At 63.1% G+C, this 25,865-nt stretch carries 23 protein-coding genes; 14 read left to right on the forward strand and 9 right to left on the reverse strand.

The window, feature by feature from the left end; all coding sequences use genetic code 11:
- Positions 1–5: 5 nt before the first annotated feature.
- From ACMGF5_RS03995 to mreB, 4 genes are all read right to left on the reverse strand, one after another.
- Positions 6–617 carry a Maf family protein gene (locus ACMGF5_RS03995; protein WP_115273941.1) on the reverse strand — a complete coding sequence of 204 codons (612 nt, stop codon included), beginning with the start codon at positions 615–617 and terminating at the stop codon, positions 6–8.
- A gap of 33 nt (positions 618–650) precedes the next feature.
- Positions 651–1,139: a rod shape-determining protein MreD gene (gene mreD, locus ACMGF5_RS04000; RefSeq protein WP_012316092.1), complete on the reverse strand. Its 489-nt coding sequence runs from the start codon at positions 1,137–1,139 to the stop codon at positions 651–653.
- Complete coding sequence (mreC, locus tag ACMGF5_RS04005; RefSeq protein ID WP_115273940.1) at positions 1,139–2,215, reverse strand: rod shape-determining protein MreC; 1,077 nt, start codon at positions 2,213–2,215, stop codon at positions 1,139–1,141. The genes mreD and mreC overlap by 1 nt, the downstream gene beginning before the upstream one ends.
- Positions 2,216–2,365: 150 nt before the next feature.
- Entirely contained in the window at positions 2,366–3,403 is a 1,038-nt protein-coding gene (mreB, locus tag ACMGF5_RS04010; protein ID WP_003255163.1) for a rod shape-determining protein MreB, read from the reverse strand.
- A gap of 204 nt (positions 3,404–3,607) precedes the next feature.
- Here mreB and gatC point away from each other — a divergent pair, with 204 nt between their 5' ends.
- From gatC to ACMGF5_RS04035, 5 genes are all read left to right on the forward strand, one after another.
- Positions 3,608–3,895 carry an Asp-tRNA(Asn)/Glu-tRNA(Gln) amidotransferase subunit GatC gene (gatC, locus tag ACMGF5_RS04015; protein ID WP_012316094.1) on the forward strand — a complete coding sequence of 96 codons (288 nt, stop codon included), beginning with the start codon at positions 3,608–3,610 and terminating at the stop codon, positions 3,893–3,895.
- 15 nt (positions 3,896–3,910) lie between these two features.
- Positions 3,911–5,362 (forward strand): Asp-tRNA(Asn)/Glu-tRNA(Gln) amidotransferase subunit GatA, encoded by a 1,452-nt coding sequence (gatA, locus tag ACMGF5_RS04020; RefSeq protein WP_115273939.1) that lies wholly within the window; start codon positions 3,911–3,913, stop codon positions 5,360–5,362.
- 11 nt (positions 5,363–5,373) lie between these two features.
- On the forward strand, positions 5,374–6,819 hold the full coding sequence (gatB, locus tag ACMGF5_RS04025; protein ID WP_414157580.1) for an Asp-tRNA(Asn)/Glu-tRNA(Gln) amidotransferase subunit GatB: 1,446 nt from the start codon (positions 5,374–5,376) through the stop codon (positions 6,817–6,819).
- 165 nt (positions 6,820–6,984) lie between these two features.
- Positions 6,985–7,359 (forward strand): septal ring lytic transglycosylase RlpA family protein, encoded by a 375-nt coding sequence (locus tag ACMGF5_RS04030; protein WP_115275495.1) that lies wholly within the window; start codon positions 6,985–6,987, stop codon positions 7,357–7,359.
- Between the two features lie 60 nt (positions 7,360–7,419).
- Positions 7,420–8,463, forward strand: coding sequence for a calcium/sodium antiporter (locus ACMGF5_RS04035; RefSeq protein WP_046784454.1), 1,044 nt, complete (start codon positions 7,420–7,422; stop codon positions 8,461–8,463).
- 75 nt (positions 8,464–8,538) lie between these two features.
- Here the strand turns inward: ACMGF5_RS04035 and ACMGF5_RS04040 are convergent, their stop codons facing one another.
- The 4 genes from ACMGF5_RS04040 to ACMGF5_RS04055 form a co-directional block, all read right to left on the reverse strand.
- Entirely contained in the window at positions 8,539–9,894 is a 1,356-nt protein-coding gene (locus ACMGF5_RS04040) for an amino acid permease (protein WP_046784455.1), read from the reverse strand.
- A gap of 54 nt (positions 9,895–9,948) precedes the next feature.
- On the reverse strand, positions 9,949–10,890 hold the full coding sequence (locus ACMGF5_RS04045) for an AEC family transporter (RefSeq protein ID WP_046784456.1): 942 nt from the start codon (positions 10,888–10,890) through the stop codon (positions 9,949–9,951).
- A gap of 206 nt (positions 10,891–11,096) precedes the next feature.
- Positions 11,097–11,657 (reverse strand): response regulator transcription factor, encoded by a 561-nt coding sequence (locus ACMGF5_RS04050; protein ID WP_039604181.1) that lies wholly within the window; start codon positions 11,655–11,657, stop codon positions 11,097–11,099.
- Complete coding sequence (locus tag ACMGF5_RS04055; protein ID WP_281870077.1) at positions 11,657–12,913, reverse strand: ATP-binding protein; 1,257 nt, start codon at positions 12,911–12,913, stop codon at positions 11,657–11,659. Before ACMGF5_RS04055 ends, ACMGF5_RS04050 begins: the two co-directional genes overlap by 1 nt.
- 202 nt (positions 12,914–13,115) lie before the next feature.
- Between ACMGF5_RS04055 and ACMGF5_RS04060 the strand changes: the two genes are divergently transcribed.
- From ACMGF5_RS04060 to ACMGF5_RS04100, 9 genes are all read left to right on the forward strand, one after another.
- The gene (locus tag ACMGF5_RS04060) at positions 13,116–13,832 is read left to right on the forward strand and encodes an SIMPL domain-containing protein (RefSeq protein ID WP_046784458.1); all 717 of its coding nucleotides are present in this window, start codon (positions 13,116–13,118) and stop codon (positions 13,830–13,832) included.
- Between the two features lie 309 nt (positions 13,833–14,141).
- Entirely contained in the window at positions 14,142–15,767 is a 1,626-nt protein-coding gene (locus tag ACMGF5_RS04065) for an ABC transporter substrate-binding protein (RefSeq protein ID WP_046784459.1), read from the forward strand.
- Between the two features lie 136 nt (positions 15,768–15,903).
- A complete protein-coding gene (locus ACMGF5_RS04070; protein WP_115273936.1) occupies positions 15,904–17,496 on the forward strand; it encodes an ABC transporter substrate-binding protein in 1,593 nt (530 codons plus the stop codon).
- 231 nt (positions 17,497–17,727) lie between these two features.
- Positions 17,728–19,107 carry an OprD family porin gene (locus ACMGF5_RS04075; protein WP_046784461.1) on the forward strand — a complete coding sequence of 460 codons (1,380 nt, stop codon included), beginning with the start codon at positions 17,728–17,730 and terminating at the stop codon, positions 19,105–19,107.
- Between the two features lie 73 nt (positions 19,108–19,180).
- A complete protein-coding gene (locus ACMGF5_RS04080; RefSeq protein WP_012316107.1) occupies positions 19,181–20,776 on the forward strand; it encodes an ABC transporter substrate-binding protein in 1,596 nt (531 codons plus the stop codon).
- 76 nt (positions 20,777–20,852) lie between these two features.
- Positions 20,853–21,863 (forward strand): ABC transporter permease subunit, encoded by a 1,011-nt coding sequence (locus ACMGF5_RS04085; protein ID WP_012316108.1) that lies wholly within the window; start codon positions 20,853–20,855, stop codon positions 21,861–21,863.
- Positions 21,864–21,873: 10 nt separating this feature from the next.
- Positions 21,874–22,800 carry an ABC transporter permease subunit gene (locus ACMGF5_RS04090; RefSeq protein WP_115273935.1) on the forward strand — a complete coding sequence of 309 codons (927 nt, stop codon included), beginning with the start codon at positions 21,874–21,876 and terminating at the stop codon, positions 22,798–22,800.
- 10 nt (positions 22,801–22,810) lie between these two features.
- Positions 22,811–23,779: an ABC transporter ATP-binding protein gene (locus tag ACMGF5_RS04095; protein WP_046784463.1), complete on the forward strand. Its 969-nt coding sequence runs from the start codon at positions 22,811–22,813 to the stop codon at positions 23,777–23,779.
- Entirely contained in the window at positions 23,779–24,747 is a 969-nt protein-coding gene (locus ACMGF5_RS04100; protein ID WP_046784464.1) for a peptide ABC transporter ATP-binding protein, read from the forward strand. The genes ACMGF5_RS04095 and ACMGF5_RS04100 overlap by 1 nt, the downstream gene beginning before the upstream one ends.
- A gap of 211 nt (positions 24,748–24,958) precedes the next feature.
- Here ACMGF5_RS04100 and ACMGF5_RS04105 read toward each other — a convergent pair whose 3' ends face one another.
- Positions 24,959–25,846 carry a hypothetical protein gene (locus tag ACMGF5_RS04105; protein ID WP_125923442.1) on the reverse strand — a complete coding sequence of 296 codons (888 nt, stop codon included), beginning with the start codon at positions 25,844–25,846 and terminating at the stop codon, positions 24,959–24,961.
- Between the last annotated feature and the right edge of the window lie 19 nt (positions 25,847–25,865).

The following is a 25,865-nucleotide window of genomic DNA, read 5'->3' on the forward strand; positions in this document are numbered from 1 at the left end:
GCTGGCTACTGCTGCTTTGTTACCTCAGGAGAAAGCGCCGGCACCTGCCAGCAGGCGATACCGAATTGGGCGAGCAGCTCGGCCGTCTCGCTCAGGGGCAGGCCGACTACCGCCGAATAGCTGCCCTGAAGGCCGGTCACGAATACCGCCCCCAAGCCCTGGATGGCATAACCGCCGGCTTTATCCACTGGCTCGCCACTGGCCCAATAGCGCTGTGCTTCTTGCGGGTCGATGGCGCGAAAACGTACGTTGCTGGTGACGCAGACACTCAGGCAGCACTGGCCATCGCTCAGCGCCACCGCCGTCAACACCTGATGTTCGCGCCCTGCCAGGTCGGCCAGCATGGCCAAGGCATCTTCACGGTTTTCCGGTTTGCCGAGAATACGACCATCGAGCACCACCGCAGTGTCTGCGCCGAGCACCACGGCCGGGCCGGCAAGACTGGCAAGGCCAGCCTCGGCCTTGCTCCGGGCCAGGCGTTCGACATACGCCACGGCGCTTTCGTCTGGCAGCGGGGTTTCATCGATGGGGGCGCTGGTGACGGTGAACGGCACGCCGATCTGGGCCAGCAATTCACGACGACGGGGCGAGCCGGAGGCCAGGTAAAGTGGTTTCATGCAGACATCTCCCTGTCGGTGGCGGCGGCGCCGTCAGTTGATATGCAAACGCCGGCGCAGATCACGCAGGGCGAAGCTGATCCACGGCCAGAGCAAGGCGCTGATGACCGCCGACCAGACCAGCGCCAGCGTCGGCAAACGGTTGCCGGTGAGCGCACTGAGCCACAACTGGATCAGCTGGGCGATACCGAAGATCACCAGGATTACCAGGCTCTGCTGCCACATCGGGAACATGCGCAGACGCTGCTGCAGCGACAGCACCAGGAAGGTGATCAGGGTCAGGACCAGGGCATTCTGCCCGAGCAGCGTGCCGTACAGCACGTCCTCGGCCAGGCCCAGCACGAACGCAGTGGTCATGCCGACCTTGTTCGGGACCATGAGCGTCCAGAACGACACCAGCATCGCCAGCCACATGGGCCGGAACACCTCGAGAAACGGTGGCATGGGCGAGACGCTGAGTAGCAGGCCAATGGCGAAGGTCAGCCAGATGACCCACCCGTGGTTACGGCGCGTTTTGGCCATCATTGCCTCCGAGGCTGGGCGGGTGCCGCAGGCGCTGCGGCAGGGCTGGCGGGTGCCGGGGCCGGTGCTGAAGCGGCCGGGGCCGGGGCCGCTGTGGCAGGTACCGCCGGCGTGGCCGGGGCCGGCGCTGCCGCTGCAGGCGTGCCGGGGGCAGCCTGTTCGCCATTGGCGCCAGGCTGAGCAGGGTTCGCTGCGCCCTTGCGGTCCGCCTCTTCCTGGGCGAGCGCCGCGTCGGTGGCACGCTGCTCCGGAGAACGCCGGTCGCTGAACACCAGCAGCATGTAGCGGCTGCGGTTGAGTGCGGCGGTAGGAATGGCGCGAACGATGGCGAACGGCTGGCCGGAGTCATGGATCACTTCGTTGACCGTGGCCACCGGGTAGCCGGCCGGGAAGCGCTGGCCCATGCCGGAGCTCACCAGCAAGTCGCCTTCCTTGATGTCAGCCGTGTCGGCAACATGACGCAGCTCCAGACGCTCCGGGTTGCCAGTACCGCTGGCAATCGCGCGCAGGCCGTTACGGTTGACCTGTACCGGGATGCTGTGGGTGGTGTCGGTCAGCAGCAACACTCGTGCGGTGTAGGGCATCAGCTCGACCACCTGGCCCATCAGGCCGCGGGCATCGAGCACCGGCTGGCCAAGGAACACACCGTCGCGCTCGCCTTTGTTGATCAGGATACGGTGGGTGAACGGGTTGGGGTCGACGCCGATCAGCTCAGCCACCTCGACCTTCTCGTTGACCAGTGCAGAGGAATTGAGCAACTCGCGCAGGCGCACGTTCTGCTCGGTCAGGGCCGCCAGCTTCTGCAGGCGCCCCTGCAGCAGCAGGGCTTCGGTCTTGAGTTTCTCGTTTTCCGCGATCAGTTCGTTACGGCTGCCGAACTGGCCCGCAACACCTTGCCACATCCGCTGAGGCAAGTCGGTGATCCAGTACGATTCCATCAGTACCAGGCCCATCTGGCTGCGCACGGGCTTGAGCAGGTCAAAGCGCGCATCGACCACCATCAGCGCGACCGAAAGCACCACCAGTACGAGCAGGCGCACGCCCAGCGAAGGGCCCTTGGAGAAAAGCGGTTTAATGGGCCGTTCCTCGTGGACGACTCAGGAAGTCATTGGACATGGGACAACGCACCAGCCTGGTTGCGGGTTGACGGAAGCGGCGCCCCAACGGACGCCAGCCCAACGCATACAGGTAGCACTGCGCGTGCCACCTGTAAACCGGGCGCTCGATCACTCGCTGGAGAGCAGGTCCATCGCGTGCTTGTCCATCATCTCCAGGGCGCGACCGCCGCCACGGGCCACGCAGGTCAGCGGGTCCTCGGCAACGATCACCGGCAAGCCGGTTTCCTGGGCCAGCAGCTTGTCGAGGTCGCGCAGCAGCGCGCCACCACCGGTCAGCACCAGGCCACGCTCGGCGATGTCGGAGGCCAGCTCCGGCGGAGACTGCTCCAGGGCGCTCTTGACGGCCTGAACGATGGTCGCCAGCGACTCCTGCAGGGCTTCGAGCACTTCGTTGGAGTTCAGGGTGAAGGCACGTGGCACGCCTTCGGCCAGGTTGCGGCCGCGCACGTCGACTTCACGCACTTCGCCGCCCGGGTAGGCGGTACCGATTTCCTGCTTGATGCGTTCGGCAGTGGATTCGCCGATCAGGCTGCCGTAGTTGCGGCGCACATAGGTGACGATGGCCTCGTCGAAGCGGTCGCCGCCAACGCGGACAGACTCGGCGTAGACCACGCCATTGAGCGAGATCAGGGCGATTTCAGTAGTACCACCACCGATATCGACGACCATCGAGCCACGGGCTTCTTCGACCGGCAGGCCCGCACCGATGGCCGCGGCCATTGGTTCTTCGATCAGGAACACTTCACGGGCACCGGCACCCAGAGCCGATTCGCGAATGGCGCGGCGCTCTACCTGGGTCGACTTGCACGGCACGCAGATCAGCACGCGAGGGCTGGGCTGCAGGAAGCTGTTTTCGTGAACCTTGTTGATGAAGTACTGCAACATTTTTTCACAAACGCTGAAGTCGGCGATGACGCCGTCCTTCATCGGACGAATGGCAGCAATGTTGCCGGGCGTACGGCCCAGCATGCGTTTGGCTTCGGTACCGACGGCGACGACGCTTTTCTGGTTGCCGTGGGTACGGATGGCAACTACCGAGGGCTCATTCAGGACGATACCGCGCTCACGCACGTAGATAAGGGTGTTGGCAGTACCCAGGTCGATGGAGAGATCGCTGGAAAACATGCCACGCAGTTTCTTGAACATGGGAAAGTGACCCTGGGGAAGGCGTGGGTAAAAAAGTGCGGCAAACTCTAACAATGGCAGGGATTTTGGGCAAGGAGCCAATATGTTAAATTGGTCGTTTTTCCGAGCACGCCAGCAGATGATCGCGGCCGTATGACCGCCAGAATGCCGACATGTTCCTCATCACGGACCTTATTCCGTTCTTTGTTTCCCCTGGAGATACCCATGGCGCTTGAACGCTGCGACGTGGAAAAGATCGCCCATCTGGCCCGCCTGGGCCTGAATGAAGGCGAACTGCCACGCATTACCGATGCACTGAACAGCATTCTCGGGCTGGTCGACCAGATGCAAGCGGTCGACACCACCGGCATCGAGCCCCTGGCCCACCCCCTGGAGGCCAGCCAGCGCCTGCGTCCCGACCAGGTCACCGAAAGCAACCAGCGCGATGCCTACCAAGCCATCGCACCAAAGACCGAAAGCGGTCTGTACCTGGTTCCCAAAGTCATCGAGTAAGGGATAGTGCCTGCCATGCATCAATTGACCCTGGCCGAGATCGCCCGCGGGCTCGCCGACAAGTCGTTTTCCTCCGAAGAGCTGACCGGCGCCCTGCTGGCGCGCATCCAGCAGCTCGACCCACAACTCAACAGCTTCATCAGCGTCACCGAGGAGCTGGCCCTGGGCCAGGCCCGTGCCGCCGACGCCCGTCGCGCCGCCGGTGAGACCGGCGCACTGCTGGGCGCCCCTATCGCCCACAAGGACCTGTTCTGCACCAACGGCGTACGCACCAGCTGCGGCTCGAAGATGCTCGACAACTTCAAGGCGCCGTATGACGCCACCGTGGTCGCCAAGCTGGCCGAGGCCGGCATGGTCACCCTGGGCAAGACCAACATGGACGAATTCGCCATGGGGTCTGCCAACGAATCCAGCCACTATGGCGCGGTGAAAAACCCCTGGAACCTCGAGCACGTGCCAGGCGGCTCGTCCGGCGGCTCCGCTGCGGCCGTGGCTGCCCGCCTGCTGCCGGCGACCACCGGCACCGATACCGGCGGCTCGATCCGACAGCCGGCAGCACTGACCAACCTCACAGGCCTAAAACCGACGTACGGTCGCGTTTCGCGCTGGGGCATGATCGCCTATGCCTCCAGCCTCGACCAGGGTGGCCCGCTGGCCCGCACCGCCGAAGACTGCGCGCTGCTGCTGCAAGGCATGGCCGGTTTCGACGCCAAGGACTCCACCAGCATTGACGAGCCGGTGCCGGACTACAGCGCCAACCTGAATGCCTCGCTGCAAGGCCTGCGCATCGGCCTGCCGAAAGAGTACTTCGGCGCCGGCCTCGACCCGCGCATCGCCGAACTGGTCCAGGCCAGCGTCAAGGAGCTGGAAAAGCTCGGCGCAGTGGTCAAGGAAATCAGCCTGCCGAACATGCAGCACGCAATCCCTGCGTACTACGTGATCGCGCCGGCCGAAGCCTCTTCCAACCTGTCGCGATTCGACGGCGTGCGCTTCGGCTACCGCTGCGACGCCCCCAAAGACCTGACCGACCTGTACAAGCGCTCCCGTGGCGAAGGCTTCGGTGCCGAAGTCCAGCGCCGCATCATGGTCGGCACCTACGCCCTGTCGGCTGGCTACTACGACGCCTACTACGTCAAGGCGCAGCAGATCCGCCGCCTGATCAAGAACGACTTCATGGCCGCCTTCGAAGGCGTCGACCTGATCCTTGGCCCGACCACGCCCAACCCGGCCTGGAAGCTCGGCGCCAAGAGCAGCGACCCGGTCGCGGCATACCTTGAAGACGTCTACACCATCACCGCCAACCTGGCGGGCCTGCCGGGCCTGTCGATGCCAGCCGGCTTCGTCGATGGCCTGCCGGTCGGCGTACAGCTGCTGGCCCCGTACTTCCAGGAAGGCCGCCTGCTCAATGTCGCGCACCGCTACCAGCAGGTCACCGACTGGCACACCCGCGCCCCCAACGGCTTCTGAGGAATTCACACATGCAATGGGAAGTTGTGATCGGGCTGGAAATCCATACCCAGCTGGCCACCCAGTCGAAGATCTTTTCCGGCAGCGCCACCACCTTCGGCTCCGAGCCGAACACCCAGGCGAGCCTGGTTGACCTTGGCATGCCCGGCGTACTGCCGGTGCTGAACCAGGAAGCCGTGCGCATGGCCTGCATGTTCGGCCTGGCGATCGATGCCCAGATCGGCAAGCGCAACGTGTTCGCGCGCAAGAACTACTTCTATCCCGACCTGCCCAAGGGCTATCAGATCAGCCAGATGGACTTGCCGATCGTCGGCAAGGGCCACCTGGACATCGCCCTGGAAGACGGCACCATCAAGCGCATCGGCGTAACCCGCGCGCACCTGGAAGAAGACGCCGGCAAGAGCCTGCACGAAGACTTCAGCGGCTCCACCGGTATCGACCTGAACCGTGCCGGCACCCCGCTGCTGGAAATCGTTTCCGAACCGGACATGCGCAGCGCCAAGGAGGCCGTGGCCTACGTCAAGGCGATCCACGCGCTGGTGCGCTACCTGGGCATCTGCGACGGCAACATGGCTGAAGGCTCGCTGCGCTGCGACTGCAACGTCTCGATCCGGCCCAAAGGCCAGGCCGAGTTCGGCACCCGCTGCGAGATCAAGAACGTCAACTCGTTCCGCTTCATCGAGCGCGCGATCAACAGCGAAATCCAGCGCCAGATCGACCTGATCGAAGATGGCGGCAAGGTGGTTCAGGAAACCCGCCTGTACGACCCGAACAAGGACGAGACCCGCTCCATGCGCAGCAAGGAGGAAGCCAACGACTACCGTTACTTCCCCGACCCGGACCTGCTGCCGGTGGTGATCGAGGACAGTTTCCTCGAAACCATCCGTGCCGGTTTGCCGGAGCTGCCACCGCAGAAGGTCGAGCGCTTCCAGAGCCAGTATGGCCTGTCGGCCTACGACGCCAACGTGCTGGCCTCCAGCCGTGAACAGGCGGACTACTTCGAGCAGGTGGTGAAGATTGGCGGCGACGCCAAACTGGCAGCCAACTGGGTCATGGTCGAACTGGGCAGCCTGCTGAACAAGCTGGGTATCGAGATCGACCAGGCACCGGTCAGTGCCGAGCAGCTCGGTGGCATGCTGCTGCGTATCCGCGACAACACCATCAGCGGCAAGATCGCCAAGACCGTGTTCGAGGCTATGGCCGCCGGTGAAGGCGATGCCGACAGCATCATCGAGAGCAAAGGCCTGAAACAGGTCACCGATACCGGCGCGATCGACGAGATGCTCGATGAAGTGCTTGCTGCCAACGCCGAGCAGGTCGAACAGTACCGCGCCGCCGATGAAGCCAAGCGCGGCAAGATGTTCGGCTTCTTCGTCGGCCAGGCGATGAAAGCCTCCAAGGGCAAGGCCAACCCGGGGCAAGTGAACCAATTGCTCAAGGCCAAGCTCGAAGGGTGAGCTTTGTAGGAGCGGCCTCGTGTCGCGAAAGGGCTGCAAAGCAGCCCCAAAGGCTTATGCAGTGACCTGGCCATGGGGCCGCGCTGCGGCCCTTTCGCGACACAAGGCGGCTCCTACAGCCACCGCGCCGCCAAGCGCGCCCAATGGCAGCACCGGAGCATCACCTTGCTAAAAAGATCCATCGCCACCCTGGCCCTGTTTTCCCTGTTGGCCGGCTGCGCCAGCCACGACATCGACCCCCGTGGTTACAACCAGACCGGCACCGCCTCCTATTACGGCGCCCGCCACCACGGCAAACGCACCGCCAGCGGCGAAGCCTTCAACCAGCACGGCCTGACCGCAGCGCATCGCAGCCTGCCCTTCGGCACCCGGGTACTGGTCACCAACCTCGCCAACCAACGCAGCGTGGTGGTCCGCATCAATGACCGCGGCCCGCACACACGCGGCCGGCTGATCGACCTGTCGCGCGCTGCAGCAGAAAAAATCGGCATGATCCGTAGCGGAACGGCGCGCGTGCGGGTACAAGGTCTAAGCGACTGACGCAACGGAGTTCCAACCATTTTCGACCTGGCCACCCTCCCCACCTTCAGCCTCCTGCAACTGGGCATAGCCTTGCTGTTGCTGGTGGCCGGCGCCGAACTGCTGGTGCGTGCCGCCCTTCGCCTGGCACAGCGTGTACACGTACGGCCGCTGATCATTGGCCTGAGCCTGGTGGCATTCGGCAGTACGGCGCCACAGCTGACCGTCAGCCTGCAGGCCGCCTATCAGGGCGCGCCCGATGTGGCCGTGGGCAGCGTGATCGGCAGTAACATCTTCAATGTTCTGGTGATCCTTGGCCTGGCTGCATTGATCATCCCGCTACGCGTGTCCCGCCAACTGGTGCGCTTGGACATTCCACTGATGATCCTCGCCAGCGCACTGGTCTATGCGCTGGCCGCCAACGGCCATCTGGGGCGCGTGGAAGGGCTGGTGCTGCTATCAGGCCTCGTGGGGTATCTGGTCATGCTCTGGCACCAGTCGCGCCACTATGCCCGCACTTACCCTGCACCGCGTGCGCTGGCCAGCAGCGCCGGGCGCTTCTGGACCGGCACACTGCTGCAAGTGGCGTTCGGCTTCGGCCTGCTCAGCCTGGCCGGCCACTTGCTGCTGGAAGCGGCGGTCGAAGTCGCGACCGACCTGGGCTTGTCTGAACGCATCATCGGCTTGACCGTTGTCGCGGTGTGCACGTCACTGCCCGAACTGGCTGCGGCGCTGATTGCCGCCCTGCGAGGGGAACGGGAGATCGCCGTGGGCACGGTGATCGGCAGCAACCTGTTCAATCTGCTGGCGGTGCTAGGCCTGACCGCACTGACTACACCCGAGCCGCTGACCATATCGCCAAACGCACTGGGCTTCGACCTTCCGGTAATGCTCGGCGTCGCGGCGCTGAGCCTGCCAGTGTTCTACTCCGGGTACCGGATTACCCGGGCCGAAGGGCTGGTATTACTTGGCCTTTACCTGGTCTACGGGCTGCACGTGGTGGCGTTCACCATCGGCATGCCGCTGGCCGGCCGCCTGGAACGGCTGATGCTCTTCTACGTTCTGCCAGTGCTCGGCCTGGTGCTGTTGTACACCACTGTGAGGGCCTGGCGGCGGCAGCACTAACGGCGGGAAGGTGGTGTCGCGACGAAGTGCATGGCTTGGGTGGCGCGCCGCACCACTCAAGACATGCACCCTGACTCAAGCCTGCCGGGCTTTCTTCAACCGGAACGCTACCCAAAGCAGCGCAATCCACCCGGGTATCAGCATCACCGAAATACGAATCGGCGGGGTCAGGTACATCACCACCAGAATCAGCACGATAAATGCCAGGCACAGGTAGTTGGTGAACGGGTGCCCCCAGCTCTGGTAGAACGGCTGGATACCTGCCGCCAGCTTGGCCTTGCGGAACTTCAGGTGGGTAATGCTGATGCTCGCCCAGTTGATCACCAGCGCCGACACCGCCAGCGCCATCAGCAGGCCGAATGCATCACCCGGCATCAGGTAGTTGATCACCACGCACATGCCCGTAGCGAAAGCCGACACGCCCAACGCAGTCAGTGGCACACCGCTGCGGCTGACCTTGAGCAGCTGGCGTGGTGCGTCGCCCTGGCTGGCCAGGCCGAACAACATACGGCTGTTGGCGTACACGCAACTGTTGTAGACCGACAGCGCAGCTGTCAGCACCACGATATTGAGGATGGTCGCCACCAGGTCGCTGTCCAGTTCGTGGAAGATCATCACGAACGGGCTGCCACCCTGCACGACCTTCTGCCACGGGTACAGCGACAACAGCACCGCCAGCGCGCCGATGTAGAAAATCAGGATACGGTAAACCACCTGGTTGGTTGCCTTGGGAATGCTCTGGCGCGGGTTGTCCGCTTCGGCGGCCGTGATGCCCACCAGCTCCAGGCCACCAAAGGAGAACATGATCACCGCCAGCGCCATCACCAGCCCGGTGACGCCATTGGGGAAAAACCCGCCGTATTGCCACAGGTTGGCCACACTGGCGTCCGGGCCGCCGTGGCCACTGCTCAGCAGCCACGCGCCGAAACCGATCATGCTGACGATGGCCACCACCTTGACCAGGGCGAACCAGAACTCCATCTCGCCATAGACCTTGACCTGGGTCAGGTTGATCAGGTTGATCACCACGAAGAAGATCGCCGCCGTGGCCCAGGTGGGAAACTCCGGCCACCAGTACTGCACATAGATGCCAACGGCGGTGAGCTCGGCCATACCCACGAGCACATACACCACCCAGTAGTTCCAGCCCGAGACGAAGCCTGCGAACTCACTCCAGTATTGGTGTGCGAAGTGGCTGAAACTGCCGGCTACCGGCTCTTCGACCACCATTTCGCCCAACTGGCGCATGATGAAGAAAGCCATCAGGCCAGCGATGGCATAGCCCAGCAAAACGGAGGGGCCCGCCAGCTGGATGGTCTGGGCGATACCCAGGAACAACCCGGTACCGATGGCACCGCCCAGCGCGATCAGCTGGATATGGCGATTCTTCAGCCCGCGCTGCAACCGCTCGGGCGTGCTCTGGTCTTGCATGAAGTGTCCTTAAGCTCAGTGAGGCAGTGTTTTTTGAGGTATGCAGTCAAGGATCTAGATCCATCCGCCCCACTGCAAGATGAAAATACCAATATTGGTGGTGATCGCCGCCATTAGCGTAGTGATCACGATGATCGATGCCGCCAGTTCGTGATTGCCGTTGGCTGCCCGTGCCATGACGTAACTGGCCGCCGCAGTGGGGCTGCCGATGTACAGGAACAGAATGCCCAGCTCGGCCCCGCGAAAACCGCAGAGCCAGGCACCGAGCGTGCCGAACAGCGGCAACCAGAGCATCTTCACCAGGCTGGCATCGATGGCCAACTTGCCGCTGTCGCGCAGGGCGTTGAGCGACAGGGTGCCACCGATACAGATCAGCGCCAGCGGCAGGGTCATCTGCGCGAGGTAGTCGCCCGAGGTGAGCAACCAGTTGGGCAGGGGTACCTGCCCGTAGGCCATGGGCGTGGCCAGTAGCACGCTGATGATCAGTGGGTTGCTGAAAATGCTCTTGCAGATGCTCCACGGGTCGGACTTCAGGTCCGGGCTGTATACCGCCAGCACTACGGCTGAAAGCGAGTTGTACAGGAGGATCACCAGGCCTGCGAGCACTGCCCCCAGCGAGATACCGTAGTCCCCGTAAAGGCTGGCGGCCAGGGCCAGGCCGATCACGCCGTTGTTGCCGCGAAACGCACCCTGGGTGTAGATGCCGCGGTCGGCCAGCGGGCTGCGCCAGATTGCCAGGCCCCAGGCCACGGCGAAGCCGACCAGGGTGGCAGCCACGAAATAGAGGATGACACCCGGTTTGATCGCCGTTGCCAGGTCGGCATGGTAGATGCCGAGGAACAACAGCGCAGGCATGCAGACGTTGAACACCAGTTGCGAGGCAACCCGGTTGAAATTGTCGTCGATCAGGTGAATGCGTTTGAGCAGCACGCCCAGGAACAGCATGGCGAAGACGGGCGCCGTGATGTTCAGCGTCTGGATAAGAAGGGCGAGCATGCGCTAGCGATCCTGAAGGGTTGCCGTTAGGGGGCTAATGATACGCCAACGCGTCAGGAGTTGCGGGGATCAGCCGCAATATAAAGAAATTTCTGTTAGGCCCTATCGCCGGCAAGCCGGCTCCCACTGGTCCCCATCAAGCCTGAATACTGTGGAGCACCTGTGGGCCGGCTTGCCGGCGATAGGGCCGGTACTGCCAGGATAAGTTAGCGCCGCACAGGCCGTTTCTGCAGCTTGCGCTGCAACGTGCGCCGGTGCATGCCCAGCGCCCGCGCGGTAGCGGAGATATTGCCCTCGTGCTCGCTGAGCACGCGCTGGATGTGCTCCCACTGCAAGCGGTCCACCGACATGGGGTTTTCCGGCACCAACGTATCCAGGTCCGTATGCTCCGAAAGCAGTGCCGCCAGCACATCGTCGGCATCGGCCGGTTTGCACAGGTAGTTGCACGCCCCGCGCTTGACCGCCTCGACCGCCGTGGCAATGCTCGAGTAGCCGGTGAGGATCACCACGCGCATTTCCGGGTCCAGCTCCAGCAGCTTGGGCAGCAGCACCAGGCCGGAGTCGCCCTCCATTTTCAAGTCCAGCGTGGCGTAGTCCGGCAGATCATTCTGCGCCAGGACCAGACCTTCCTCGGCGGAGCTTGCAGTGCTCACGCGGAAACCGCGACGGCTCATGGCACGGGCCATGACCCGCGTGAAGGTGGCATCGTCATCCACCAGCAGCAGGTGCGGCAGCTCTTCGCTTTCGACCTGGTTTTCTTCGCTCATCATTCATCTCCTCGCTTGCCATGGGGCAGGCGCAGTTCGGTCAGGGTGCCACCCTGCTCATGACTATAGAGTTTCACCGAACCGCCCGCACGGGTCACGCTGGCTTTGCTCAAGAACAGGCCCAGGCCGAAGCCTTTGCCTTTGGTGGTAATGAAGGGTTTGCCGATTGCTTCGGCAATGGCCGGCGGCACGCCGGGGCCATGGTCGCGGATGCTGATGACGATGTCCTGGGCGTCCCAGTCCAGGCGTACCTCCAGGTCTTCAGGGCACGCATCGGCGGCATTGTTCAACAAGTTCAGCAGCGCCTGGGTCAGGTCCGGTGGCGGGGTCAGGCGGGGCACCTGGCCGTCGCGCAGACGCTGGAAGCGGTAGCTGGCTTCCGGACGCATCAGGTGCCAACGGTTCAGCGCCTCATCGAGCCACTCGGTCACGTCCTGCTCCACCATCGCCAGGCGGCGATTGGCTTCAGCGGCACGCACCAGTTGCTGCAGGGTTTCCTTGCACAGCTTGACCTGGTCCTGAAGGATCTGCAGGTCCTCCTGCAACAGCGGGTCGGCGTGGTCCTGGCGCATTTCGTTGAGCAGCACGCTCATGGTCGCCAGCGGCGTGCCCAGCTCATGGGCGGCACCCGCGGCCTGGGTGGCCACGGCCAACAATTGTTCGTCGCGCAGGCTTTCTTCGCGCCGTTCGGAGCGCAGTTTTTCCTGACGGCGCAGCTCTTCGGCCATGCGCGCGGCGAAGAAGGTGATCACCGCAGCCGCCAGCGCGATGCTCAACCACATGCCGTAGACCTGCATCTTGTCCCGCGCCATCGGCAGGCCTTCAAGCGGGTAGAACTGGACCAGCAACAGGCTGTAGGCGGTCAGGGCGATACCCGACAGGATCAGCGAGTAGAGCCAGGGCAAGGTCACGGCGGCAATGGCCAGCGGCACCAGGTAATAGGAAACGAAGGGGTTGGTCGAGCCGCCCGAGTAATAAAGCAGCGCGCTGTGGATCAGCAGGTCGCAGGCCAGCTGCAGCGCGTATTCCAGTTCGGTGACCGGCAGCGACAGGCGCAAGCGCAACGCGGTGAAGGCGCACAGCAGGGACGACAGAGCCAGGGTCGCGGCCAGGGAAAACCACGGCAGCGGCAGCAGTTCGGTCCAGTAGGCAACGCCCACCGAGCCTGCCTGAGCGGCCAGGACCAGAACGCGAATGACAGTCAGGCGCCAGAGGTTCTGGCGGGTAGCGGACAGCGGTTGTGCGGCGGCGAGCATGAGCTCTCCTGATGAGTGCTCCAGGACAATCGGCTGGAGTATACCGAAGGCGCGCGCCCAGCTGCAGCGATGCGGCAAAGCGCCACAGTTTGTCACAGCTTCATGATGGCACTTTTGAACCCACTACACTGATCCCGGTCTGATGGGCCATGCGTGGGATGGATGGCCAGAACCCACGCCTTTCATTGCCAAGGAGTATCACATGCCTAACCCTCGTCGCGGCGCTGCCCTGATCCTGTCCTGCGGCCTGCTCGCCAGCCTGCCGGCGCTGGCGGCTGATGAGCCGCGCTACAACCAGATATCGCTGCGTGCAGAAGTCAGCAAGGAAGTGCCCCGCGACCTGATGGTCGTGACCCTTTATAGCGAAGCGCAGAACACCGACCCGGGCAAGCTTGCCAAACAGATCACCGAAACCATGAACAAGGCCGTGCAGCAGGCCCGCCAGGTCAAGGACGTGAAAATCAGCCAGGGCAGCCGCAACAGCTACCCGGTCTACGACAGCAAGGGGCAGAAGATCACCGGCTGGCGCGAGCGTGCCGAAGTGCGCCTGGAAAGCGCCGACTTCCCGGCCCTCTCTCAGCTCAGTGCCGACCTGCTGCAAGACCTTAAGATGGGCGGCATGGATTTCTCCATCGCCCCGGCCACGCGCAAGGCCAGCGAAGACGCCTTGCTCAAGGATGCGGTCAATGCCTTCAAGGCCCGCGCGCAACTGGCCACCGAAGCCCTGGGTGGCAAGGGCTATAAAGTGGTCAGCCTGAACCTCAACAGCAGCGGCTACCCACGCCCCTATCTGCGCAGCGCGCCAATGGCCATGAAAGCCATGGGTGCCGACGAAGCAGCACCGGCGCCGGATATCGAGGCGGGTACCAGCGAAGTCAGCATGAACGCAGACGGCCTGATCGAAGTGCAGATGCCTTGATCAACGCAGGCGATACAAGGGGCGCATTGCGCCCCAGCAGCACAAATAGAGACATTTCCTACGCACTCAAATAGTGCTTCCTACAAATTCCCTCCCGCGAAACATCCCGCAAAAAGCCATCATTTTGCCCTCGCAAACGTTCAACTTCCTCGAAAGTTATACATATGCGACATCCATGTACGCCCGTACTACTTTTCTGACGCCAACTATCCTTCGCAGTGTTGCATTGGGAACACACCCTGCATAAGTATCCGCAGGTCGGCTCACGAGGCCACCTCGAATCAGAAAAATGACAACAATGAGGCCACCATGCTCAAACACGCAGTCATTCCGTTCCTGCTCGGCGCAGGCTTGCTGACCGGCGCTCCGCTTGCCCACGCCGCGTCCAACCTGGTGTTCTGCTCCGAAGGCAGCCCCGCCGGCTTCGACCCGGGGCAATACACCACCGGAACCGACTTCGACGCCTCGGCCGAGACCGTGTTCAACCGCCTGACCCAGTTCGAACGTGGCGGCACCGCCGTTATCCCCGGCCTGGCGACCAAATGGGAGGTGTCCGACGACGGCAAGACCTACACCTTCCACCTGCGCGAAGGGGTCAAGTTCCACACCACCGATTACTTCAAGCCAAGCCGCGAATTCAACGCAGACGACGTGCTGTTCACCTTCAACCGCATGCTCGACAAGAATCACCCGTTCCGTAAGGCCTACCCCACTGAGTTCCCCTACTTCACCGACATGGGCATGGACAACAACATCGCCAAGGTGGAGAAACTCGACGAGCACACCGTCAGGTTCACCCTCAACCAGGTGGACGCCGCGTTCATCCAGAACCTGGCGATGAGCTTTGCCTCCGTGCAGTCGGCCGAGTACGCCGACCAGTTGCTCAAAGAAGGCAAGGCTGCAGACATCAACCAGAAACCGATCGGCACCGGCCCGTTCGTGTTCAGCAAGTACCAGAAGGACGCCCAGATCCGCTTCAAGGGCAACAAGGATTACTGGAAACCCGAGGACGTGAAGATCGACAACCTGATCTTCGCCATCACCACCGACGCCTCGGTGCGCATGCAGAAGCTGAAGAAGAACGAGTGCCAGGTGACCTTGTTCCCGCGCCCTGCCGATATCGAGCCGCTCAAGGCCAACGACAAGCTGCAGATGCCGCACCAGGCCGGTTTCAACCTGGGCTACATCGCCTACAACGTGATGGACAAGCTCAAGGGCAGTGACCAACCCAACCCGTTGGCTCAACTGAAGGTGCGCCAGGCACTGGACATGGCCGTCGACAAGCAGAAGATCATCGAATCGGTCTACCAGGGCGCCGGCCAGCTCGCCGTCAATGCCATGCCGCCGACCCAGTGGTCCTACGACGAAAGCATCAAGGATGTGCCGTACGACCCGGAAAAGGCCAAGCAACTGCTCAAGGAAGCCGGGATCAAGGAAGGCACCGAAATCACCCTGTGGGCCATGCCGGTGCAACGCCCGTACAACCCCAACGCCAAGCTGATGGCCGAGATGCTGCAGGCTGACTGGGGCAAGGTCGGCATCAAGGCGAAAATCGTCAGTTACGAGTGGGGCGAGTACATCAAACGTTCCAAAGGCGGCGAACAAGGCGCCATGCTGATCGGCTGGAGCGGCGACAACGGTGACCCGGACAACTGGCTAGGCACCCTGTATGGCTGTGATGCCATCGAGGGCAACAACTTCTCCAAGTGGTGCTACAAGCCCTACGACGACCTGATCAAGCAGGCCAAGGCCACTTCCGACCAGGCCAAGCGCACCGAGCTGTATAAACAGGCGCAGCATATCCTCAAAGATCAGGTACCGATCACGCCAATCGCCCACTCCACGGTCTACCAGCCGATGAGTGCCAAGGTGAAGGGCTTCAAGATCAGCCCGTTCGCACTGAACTCCTTCTACGGCGTCAGTGTGGAGAAATAGCGCCGGGCACACGCACCACCCTCGCCCACTTCCACCCTTCGAACTCCCCCCGGCGCTACCCGCGCCGGGGTTGGGGCCCCTGTTGCCGCATTTCGTATCCCGAAGCGGCAAAAACAGACGGAAAAAAGGATTTGCCATGCGCCACACCACACTGTTTTCCACGCTGCTCGCCGTGGGCCTGCTGAGCCAGGCATCAGCCCCTCAGGCCAGTAGCCTGGTGTTCTGCTCCGAGGGTAGCCCGGCCGGGTTCGACACAGCCCAATACACCAGTGCCACCGACAACGATGCGGCAGAACCGATCTACAACCGCCTGGTGGAATTTCAACGCGGCGGTACGGCAGTGCATCCCGCCCTGGCAACGAAGTGGGAAGTATCCGACGATGGCCTGCGCTACACCTTCCACCTGCGCGAGGGGGTGAAATTCCACGCCAACAAGGCATTCACCCCCAGCCGCGACTTCAACGCCGATGACGTGCTGTTCACCTTCAACCGCATGCTCGACCGCGAGCACCCGTTCCGCCAGGCCTACCCCACCGAGTTCCCCTACTTCGTCAGCATGGGCCTGGACAAGAACATCGCCGGTATCGAAAAGACCGGCACGATGACCGTGGTGTTCACCCTGAACAAGGTCGATGCCGCCTTCGTGCAAAACCTGGCGATGAGCTTCGCTTCGGTGCTTTCGGCTGAATATGCCGAGCATCTGATGGCGAGCGGGCGCCCCAGCGACATCAACCAGCAGCCTATCGGTACCGGCCCGTTCGTGTTCCAGCGCTACCAGAAAGATTCGCAGATCCGCTTCAAAGGCAACAAGGACTACTGGGCACCGGACGAGGTGAAACTCGACAACCTGGTATTTTCGATCAACACCGACCCCTCGGTGCGCATCCAGAAGCTGCGCCGCGGCGAATGCCAGGTCACCCTGCACCCACGCCCGGCCGACCTGCCAGCCCTCAAGCAGGACAGCAAGCTGCAGGTGCTGCAACAACCAGGCTTCAACCTCGGCTATATCGCTTACAACACCCAGCACCCGCCGTTCGACCGCCTGGAGGTACGCCAGGCCATGGACATGGCAGTGAACAAGCAGGCGATCCTGCAGGCGGTGTATCAGGACTCGGGGCAACGCGCAGTCAACGCCATGCCACCAACCCAATGGTCCTATGACGACAGCTTAAAGGACGCACCCTACGACCCTGAGCAGGCCCGCCAGCTGCTCAAGCAGGCCGGGGTCAAGGAAGGCACCGAAGTCACCCTGTGGGCCATGCCCGTGCAGCGCCCGTACAACCCCAACGCCAAGCTCATGGCCGAGATGCTTCAGGCCGACTGGAGCAAGCTGGGCTTGAAAGTGCGCATCGTCAGTTATGAATGGGGCGAATACCTCAAGCGCATGAAAAGCGGCGAGCACGACATCGCCCTGATCGGCTGGACCGGTGACAACGGCGACCCGGATAACTGGCTGGGCACCCTCTACAGCTGCGATGCCATCGGCAGCAACAACTACTCGCAGTGGTGCGACCGGCAGTACGACAGCCTGGTCAAGCAAGCCAAGCAGGTAACCGACCGCGAGCAGCGCACAGTGCTGTACCAGCAGGCCCAGCAACGCCTCAAACAGCAGGTGCCGATCACGCCGGTGGCGCACTCCACGGTGAACCAGCCGCTCAGCGTCAAGGTGGCCGGCTTCAAGGTGAGCCCCTTTGGCCGCAACGACTTTTCCGGAGTGAGCGTTGATTGAGCGTTAGCCGGTAGCGGCTCTCTCGCCGGCAAGCCGGCTCCTACAAAAATGGCACAAGCCTGGGGATCTTTATTGATTCCTGTGGGCGCCGGCTTGCCGGCGAAAGGGCCAGCACTGGCCACACACCTCCCCCTGATTGGCCCGGCAACCCCGGGCAACCCTGGCAACACCGCAACAACCCGGCCCACAAGGCCAGGCAATAACTAAAAGAACAGAAAGGGAGCTTTCATCTTGAGACTATTCACGTTCACCACACTGGCGTTATCCATCGCCACCTTCGCCGCCATGGCCCAGGCCGACACCCAAAGCCAGGACTACGTCCCGTTCAGCCTCAAAGGCACCAGCGAGCAGGATGAGGCCAAAGGTTTCATCGACGGCCAGAGCCTGTCCGGCAGCACCCGCAACTGGTACGCCCGCGAACGCGCCACCCGCGCGCCGTTGTTCAAGTACTACAAAAGCGACGGCACACGCCACGACAGCCACAGCCGCGACAACTGGCTGCAGGGCACCATCCTCAACTACAGCTCAGGCTTCACCCAGGGCACCGTGGGTTTTGCCGTGGAGGCAGCCGGCTACAACGCCATCGCTCTGGAGCAAGGCCGCGCCGCAGTCGCCGGGCCGAACAACCGTACCCTGACCCATAGCGATGGCGACCCCATCGGCCAGTGGAGCAAGATGGGCCTGGCCAACCTCAAGGCACGGGTGTCCAACACCACCCTCACCGTCGGCCGCCAGTCCGTGGACACGCCGATGATCGCTTACATCGGCAACCGCGCCCTGCCCTCCAGCTTCCAGGGCGCGTTCCTGCACAGTGCAGAGTTCGACAACCTGTCATTCGACCTGGGCACCTTCGACCGTGTCTCGCCGCGCACCGAACAGAGCCTGAGCAAGTTTCGCAGCGAGTATGGCGCCGCGGGCGTGGAAACCGACCGTGCCAGTACCGCCGGGGTCAACTACCAGCCGCTCAAGAGCCTGACCACCAGCCTGTACGCCACCAAGGTCGACGACTTCTGGAACCAGTACTACTTCGGCGCCAGCCACGTGCTGGGCGACAGCGCGGTGCTGAGCCTGACCACCGGCCTGAACTACTACAAGACCGTGGACGCAGGCAGCCAGAAGATGGGCGAGATCGACAACGACACCTACAGCCTGTCGTTCGGCCTGACCCACCAGGCCCACACCCTCAGCGCTTCGTGGCAGCAGGTCAACGGTAACGAGTACTTCGACTACCTGCACGAAACCAACGGCATCTACCTGGCCAACTCCCTGCTCTCGGACTTCAACGGCCCGAACGAGAAATCCCTGCAGATTTCCTACGTGCTGAACATGGCGCCGTATGGCGTGCCGGGCCTGAAGTTCAACCTGTACAACGCCCGCGGCTGGGGCATCGACGGCACCCATTACCGCGGTACGGCCTATGACGTGAACGGCCTGGATGGCGAAACCCACTATGAGTGGGGTATCGGCACCAGCTACGCGGTGCAGAGCGGGCCGCTGAAAGACACCAGCATCCGCGCTACCTATACCGCGCATCGCGCCAGCAAGGCACAGGCCGATGGCAGCCTGGATGAGTTCCGCGTCGTGACCACCATTCCGTTCAACATTCTCTGACCGCTTACGCCCAGGTCCGCTTCAGTGCGGGCCCGGGCGGCTACGCTGGAATCATTGCAAGCAAGGAGGACACATGACATCGCTACCGCTACGCGCTGCCCTGGCAGCGGTCATACTCGGCGCCGCCGGCAACCTGGCGGCCAAGCCGCTGGTGGTGTGCACCGAAGCCAGCCCGGAAGGCTTCGACATCGTTCAATACACCACGGCGGTCACCGCCGATGCCTCGGCTGAGACGGTGTTCAACCGCCTGGTCGACTTCAAGCCCGGCACCACCGACATCCAGCCAGCCCTGGCCGAACGCTGGGACATCTCGGCCGATGGCCTGACCTACACCTTTCACCTGCGCCAAGGAGTGAAGTTCCACACCACCGGTTACTTCAAACCGACCCGCGATTTCAATGCCGACGACGTGCTGTGGAGCCTGCGTCGCCAGCTCGACCCTAACCACCCGTGGCACGACAAGACCAGCGTCGGCTACCCGTATTTCGAGAGCATGGCCTTCAAGGACCTGCTCAAATCGGTGGACAAGACCGACGACCACACCGTGGTCATCACCCTGACCCGCCCGCAAGCACCGTTCCTGCGTGACATGGCCATGGGCTTCACCTCGATCTACTCCGCCGAATACGGCGACCAGTTGCTCAAGGCAGGCAAGACCGGCGACCTCAACAGCAAACCGGTGGGCACTGGCGCGTTCATCTTCCAGCGCTACAACAAGGACGCCCAGGTGCGCTTCAAGGCCAACCCGGACTACTTCCGCGGCAAGCCGCCGGCCGACTCGCTGATTTTCGCCATCGCCACCGACAGCAACGTGCGCCTGCAGAAGCTGCGCGCCAATGAATGCCAGGTGGCGCTTTACCCGAAACCGGACGACGTGGCGTCGATCAAGGCTGATCCCAAGCTCAAGGTCGCCGAGATCGAGGCCCTGGTCACCGGCTATATCGCCATGAACACCGAGCACAAATACCTCAGCGATGTGCGCGTGCGCAAAGCCATCAACATGGCCTTCGACCGCCAGACCCACGTCGACCAGCTGTTCGGCAAGGGCAATGCGCTGGTGGGGGTAAACCCCTACCCGCCAACCATGATCGGCTACAACAGTGCCAACCAGAACCCACCCCGTGACCTGGCCAAGGCCCGTGAACTGCTCCAGCAGGCCGGGGTGCCGCAAGGCACGGTCATCACGCTGTTCACCCGCAATGGCGGCGGCGCGACCAACCCCAACCCACGGCTGTCGGCGGAAATGCTCCAGTCCGACCTCGCCAAAATCGGCCTGAAGCTGGACATCCGTGTGATGGAGTGGGCCGAGATGCTGCGCCGGGCGAAAAACGGTGAGGCCGACCTGGTCTCCACCGGCTGGGCCGGCGACAACGGCGACCCGGACAATTTCCTCAGCCCCCTGCTCAGCTGCGATGCGGTCAAAAGTGGTGAGAACTACGCGCGCTGGTGCAACTCGAAGTTTCAGGACCTGATCACCCGCGCCCGTGAGGTGATCGACAACGACGAGCGTGCCAGGCTCTATGCCGAGGCATTGAAGGTGTACGATGACGACCAGCCCTGGATCAGCATGGCGCACCCGAAGATGTTCACTGCCATGCGTGACAACGTGGAGGGTTATGTGATCAACCCTCTGACCAACAACAACTTCGCCACCACCCAGGTGAAGTAGAACAACAACGACCGCCGGCAACCCACACGGGCAACGGCGGCACCGCCGTACAACGGCTGATGAGGTAACCCTGACAATGTTGAGTTTTATTGCCCGGCGCCTGGGCCTGCTGATACCGACGTTTTTCGGCATCACCTTGCTGACCTTCGCGCTCATACGCCTGATCCCCGGCGACCCGGTGGAAGTGATGATGGGCGAGCGCAGGGTCGACCCCGAGATGCACGCCCAGGCCATGGAGCGCCTGGGCCTGAACAAGCCACTGCCGGTCCAGTACCTGGATTACGTGGGCAAGCTCGCGCAGGGTGACCTGGGCGAGTCGCTGCGCACCCGTGAAAGCGTATGGAGCGAGTTCCTCACCCTGTTCCCTGCAACCCTGGAACTGGCCTTTGCTGCGCTGCTGTTCGCCGGCATCGTCGGCTTATTGGCCGGCGTGATCGCTGCGCTCAAGCGTGGCTCGCTGTTCGATCACGGGGTCATGGGCATCTCCCTGGCCGGCTATTCGATGCCGATTTTCTGGTGGGGCCTGATCCTGATCATGTTCTTCTCGGTGAGCCTGGGCTGGACGCCGGTCTCCGGGCGCATCGACCTGCTGTACGACATCGAGCCGAAAACCGGCTTCATGCTCATCGATACCCTGCTCAGTGACGAAGAAGGCGCGTTCAAGGATGCGGTGATGCACCTGATCCTGCCGGCCATCGTGCTCGGCACCATCCCGTTGGCGGTAATCGCCCGCATGACCCGCTCGTCCATGCTCGAAGTGCTGCGCGAAGACTACATTCGCACTGCGCGCGCCAAAGGCCTGTCACCGGCCCGCGTGGTGTTCGTGCACGGCCTGCGCAATGCACTGATCCCGGTGCTGACCGTGTTCGGCCTGCAGGTCGGCACGCTGCTGGCCGGTGCGGTGCTGACCGAAACCATCTTCTCCTGGCCGGGCATCGGCAAATGGCTGATCGAAGCCATCGGCGCCCGTGACTACCCCGTGGTCCAGAACGGCATCCTTTTGATCGCCTGCCTGGTGATCCTGGTCAACTTCGTCGTGGACATCCTCTACGGCCTGGCCAACCCACGCATCCGTCATCAGCGCTGAGGCCTTCGCCATGACTAGCCCGATTCCGAAATCCGTGACGCCGGCCAGCCCGGTGGACCAAAGCCTGCTCTACCCCTCGCCATACAAAGAGTTCTGGCACGCCTTCTCGCGCAACAAGGGCGCGGTGATGGGCCTGGCCTTCATGTGCGTGGTGGTGTTCTGTGCGCTGTTCGCGCCGTGGGTGGCGCCGCATGACCCAAGCGAACAATACCGTGACTTCCTGCTGACCCCGCCGGTATGGCTCGAAGGCGGTACCTGGCAATTCATCCTCGGCACCGACGAACTGGGCCGTGACCTGCTCTCGCGGCTGATCCAGGGCGCCCGGCTGTCGCTGCTGATCGGCCTGTCGTCGGTGGTGATGTCGCTGATCCCGGGCATCCTGCTGGGCCTGCTGGCCGGTTTCTTCCCGCGCTTGCTCGGTCCGTCGATCATGCGCCTGATGGACGTGATGCTGGCCCTGCCGTCGCTGCTGCTGGCCGTGGCGATCGTCGCCATTCTCGGCCCAGGCCTGATCAACACAGTGATCGCCATCGCCATCGTGTCGCTACCGTCCTACGTGCGCCTGACCCGCGCTGCGGTGATGGGTGAACTGAACCGCGACTATGTGACCGCCGCGCGTCTGGCTGGCGCCGGGTTGCCACGGCTGATGTTCGTCACCGTGCTGCCCAACTGCATGGCACCGCTGATCGTGCAGGCCACCTTGAGCTTCTCCTCGGCCATCCTCGACGCCGCTGCGCTGGGCTTCCTGGGCCTGGGTGTACAACCGCCGACCCCGGAGTGGGGCACCATGCTCGCCTCGGCCCGGGACTACATCGAGCGCGCCTGGTGGGTGGTGAGCCTGCCCGGCCTGACCATCCTGCTCAGTGTGCTGGCAATCAACCTGATGGGCGACGGCTTGCGCGATGCGCTGGACCCGAAACTCAAGAACGCCGCCTGAGGAGAGCGCCATGTCACTGTTGCAGATCAACAACCTGAGCGTGCGCTTCGGCGACGCCAATGCAGTCCCAGTGGTGGACGGCCTGGACCTGGCGGTGGACGCCGGTGAAATACTGGCCATTGTCGGTGAGTCCGGCTCGGGCAAATCGGTCACCATGATGGCCCTGATGGGCCTGATCGAGGCCCCCGGGCGCATCACCGCCGATACGCTCACCTTCGACGGCACCAACATGCTCAAACTCAGCTCCCGCCAGCGGCGCAAGGTGGTGGGCAAGGACATCGCCATGGTCTTCCAGGACCCGATGACCGCGCTCAACCCCAGCTACACCGTGGGCTACCAGATCGAAGAAGTGCTGCGCCAGCACCTGGGCCTCAAAGGCAAAGCCGCGCGCCAGCGTGCCCTGGAGCTGCTGAAAAAGGTCGAGATCCCGGCTGCCGAAAGCCGCCTGGACGCCTACCCGCACCAGCTGTCCGGTGGCATGAGCCAGCGCGTGGCAATCGCCATGGCGATTGCCGGGGAGCCCAAGCTGCTGATCGCCGACGAGCCGACCACGGCGCTGGACGTGACCATCCAGGCGCAGATCATGGAACTGCTGGTCAACCTGCAGAAAGAGCGCAACATGGCGCTCATCCTGATTACCCACGACCTGGCCGTGGTCGCCGAAACCGCCAAACGCGTCTGTGTGATGTATGCCGGCCAAGCCGTGGAAGTGGGCCAGGTGCCTGAGCTGTTCGACGTGCCCGCGCACCCCTACAGCGAAGCACTGCTGGCGGCCATCCCCGAACACAGCATCGGCGCCGAACGCCTGGCCACGCTGCCGGGCATCGTCCCTGGCCGGTACGACCGCCCGGACGGCTGCCTGCTGTCGCCACGCTGCCCGTACGTGCAGGACAACTGCCGGCGCCAACGCCCACCCCTTGACCCTCAGGCCCATAGCCTGGTGCGTTGCTTCTACCCGCTGAACCAGGAGGTGGCGTGATGAGCGTCGTTCTAACCGCACGGGAGCTGACCCGGCATTACGAAGTGTCCCGCGGGCTGTTCAAGGGCCATGCCTTGGTGCGCGCACTCAATGGCGTGTCATTCGAGCTGGAAGCTGGCAAGACACTGGCCGTGGTGGGTGAGTCGGGTTGCGGCAAGTCCACGCTGGCGCGCGCACTGACGTTGATCGAAGAGCCCTCTTCCGGCTCGTTGCAGATCGACGGCACCGAGGTCAAAGGCGCCAGCAAAAGCGAGCGCAAACAGCTGCGCCGCGACGTCCAGATGGTGTTCCAGAGCCCCTATGCCTCGCTCAACCCACGGCAGAAGATCGGCGATCAGTTGGCCGAACCGCTGCTGATCAACACCTCGTTGAGCAAGGCCGAGCGGCGCGAAAAAGTGCAGAAGATGATGGAGCAGGTGGGGTTGCGGCCTGAGCATTACCAGCGCTACCCGCACATGTTCTCGGGCGGCCAGCGCCAGCGCATCGCCCTGGCCCGGGCGATGATGCTGCAACCCAAAGTGCTGGTGGCCGACGAACCGACCTCGGCGCTGGATGTGTCGATCCAGGCACAGGTGCTGAACCTGTTCATGGACCTGCAGAAGGAATTCAACACCGCCTACGTGTTCATCTCCCACAACCTGGCAGTGGTACGCCACGTGGCGGATCAGGTGCTGGTGATGTACCTGGGCCGGCCGGCGGAAATGGGGCCGAAGGAAGATATCTACGAAAAGCCGCTGCACCCGTACACCCAGGCGCTGCTTTCAGCGACACCGGCGATCCACCCGGACCCGTTGAAGCCGAAGATCCGCATCGCCGGCGAGCTGCCCAACCCGCTCGACCCGCCGGATGGGTGCGCATTTCACAAACGCTGCCCGTATGCGACGGAGCGGTGTGGTGTTGAAGTGCCGGCGTTTCGGCAGGTCGGGACCAGGCAAGTCGCCTGTCACTATGCCGAGCAGTTTCTTTAGGTCGGCATAGCCTCAATCGCCGGCAAGCCGGCCCCCACAGGTAGTTCACTGCTCCTGAGAACGGTGATGTACCTGTAGGAGCCGGCTTGCCGGCGATGGGCCGCACAGCGGCCCCAACCACTCAATGCATGAATATCGCGATCAGAATGATCACCGGAATCGGCACCCCAAGCATCCACAGCAGTAATGAGCGCATGATGTTTCTCCTTACTCAACGTTGAACAGTACGACGCGCGGTGTAATCAACCCCTTCCCCTTCCAGCCACATCACGCGATCACGCTGGCGACCACCGTACAGGGCTGCCAGGCTGGCGAAGAATGCCCCACACAACAGCGCAACGAAGGTCCACAGCGCGGTCCATGCCGCCACTTTGGCTGCGGTGTCGGCTGCTTTTTTTGCCTCGACCTTGGCTTGCTCGACCTGGGCGAACACCTGGTCTACGCGTGCTTCGGCTTCAGGCTGGCTGAGGCGGGTACGCTGGGCCACCAGTTGCGCCAGGTAAGCGCGGTCATCTTCGGCGAGCGTCCCCTGCGCAATGGACCTGGCGATAATCCGTGCTGCCACGCCATTGGCGGCGTCGTCACTCACAGGCGCCGGGCCATCACTGCGGAACAGGCTGTCGACGAAATAGCCATTGGCGTCAGGCTTGGGCGCCATGCTGGCTGCGGCCCCCACGGCATTCGCGCCCGCCTGCACACCGGCACTGGCCAGCCCCCCGGCGGTACTCACGATCAGCATCGCCGCTACCAGGGTGGCGACCGCCCAGGCGAGAAAACCATGCGCCGTGTCGCGGAAGTACACCTCGTCACCGTGCAGGTTCGCCCACTTCACCCGCAGGCGCCCGGCAATATAGCCACCCAGCCCGGAAGCAAGAATCTGGGTCAGCAATAGCCAGATGATGGTCGAGATGCCCAGTGCCTTGGCGCTGGCACCTTCATCGGCCCAAGGCGAGGTGGCGGCAAAGCCGAGCCCCGCACCCAGTACCATCAGGATCAGTGAAAGGGACGCAGCGGCAGCTGCCCCGGCGAAGATGGCCGCCCAGGACACGCCTGAGCGGCTCTGGGAATCGACATGCGGGTAGTCGGCAGAGGGAATCATGAGGTTTTCGCCTTTATTG

This window comes from Pseudomonas sp. BNK-15, assembly GCF_047456105.1.
Classification (GTDB): domain Bacteria; phylum Pseudomonadota; class Gammaproteobacteria; order Pseudomonadales; family Pseudomonadaceae; genus Aquipseudomonas; species Aquipseudomonas putida_E.